Raw genomic sequence first — 567 nt, 5'->3', positions numbered from 1 at the left:
GGGGTAGATGATTGGGGTGAAGTCGTAACAAGGTAGCCGTATCGGAAGGTGCGGCTGGATCACCTCCTTTCTAAGGAGCTCTTCGGAGCTATAAAGACCACGGTCCAGTTGCAACCGCAAGGTTGTCAACAAAGTGGGAGTGGCAAACCGTTTCTTACGCTCAAGTTCAGTTTTGAAAGAGCAATCATCTTCACGATGATGATCTTTCAACTTGTACCTTGAAAACTGGATAGCGAACCAAACGACATGAACGTTTTCGAATGAACATGTTAGCGCGAAGAAGAAGTATCGTCTTGCCTTTACTAGTGTCAACTCATGCTGACGACCGGAGTTTGCCTTTACAGTCAAACTTAACGGATCGCAGCGGACTGACAACTGAAGTCCAGTCTTACGACTGAACTTAACAGTTGCAGGTAACTGACAACCGAATATTGTCCTTACGGTCAATATTAACGGTTGCAGATAGGTTAAGCTAATAAGAGCGCACGGAGGATGCCTAGGCGCCAGGAGCCGATGAAGGACGCGACGAACCGCGATAGTGCTTCGGGGAGTTGTAAGTGAACGTTG

2 rRNA genes are annotated in these 567 nt (G+C 47.6%); both read left to right on the top strand.

The window, feature by feature from the left end:
- Positions 1–70, top strand: a 16S ribosomal RNA gene (locus ACFFT4_RS30110); the annotation flags it as partial.
- A 395-nt stretch (positions 71–465) separates the two neighbouring features.
- A 23S ribosomal RNA gene (locus ACFFT4_RS30105) occupies positions 466–567 on the top strand; the annotation flags it as partial.

This window comes from Cohnella cellulosilytica (assembly GCF_042431195.1).
In the GTDB taxonomy this organism is placed as follows: Bacteria; Bacillota; Bacilli; order Paenibacillales; family Paenibacillaceae; genus Cohnella; species Cohnella cellulosilytica.
The sequence above is the reverse complement of the archived record's forward strand: the minus strand, read 5'-3'. Positions and strand labels throughout refer to the sequence as shown.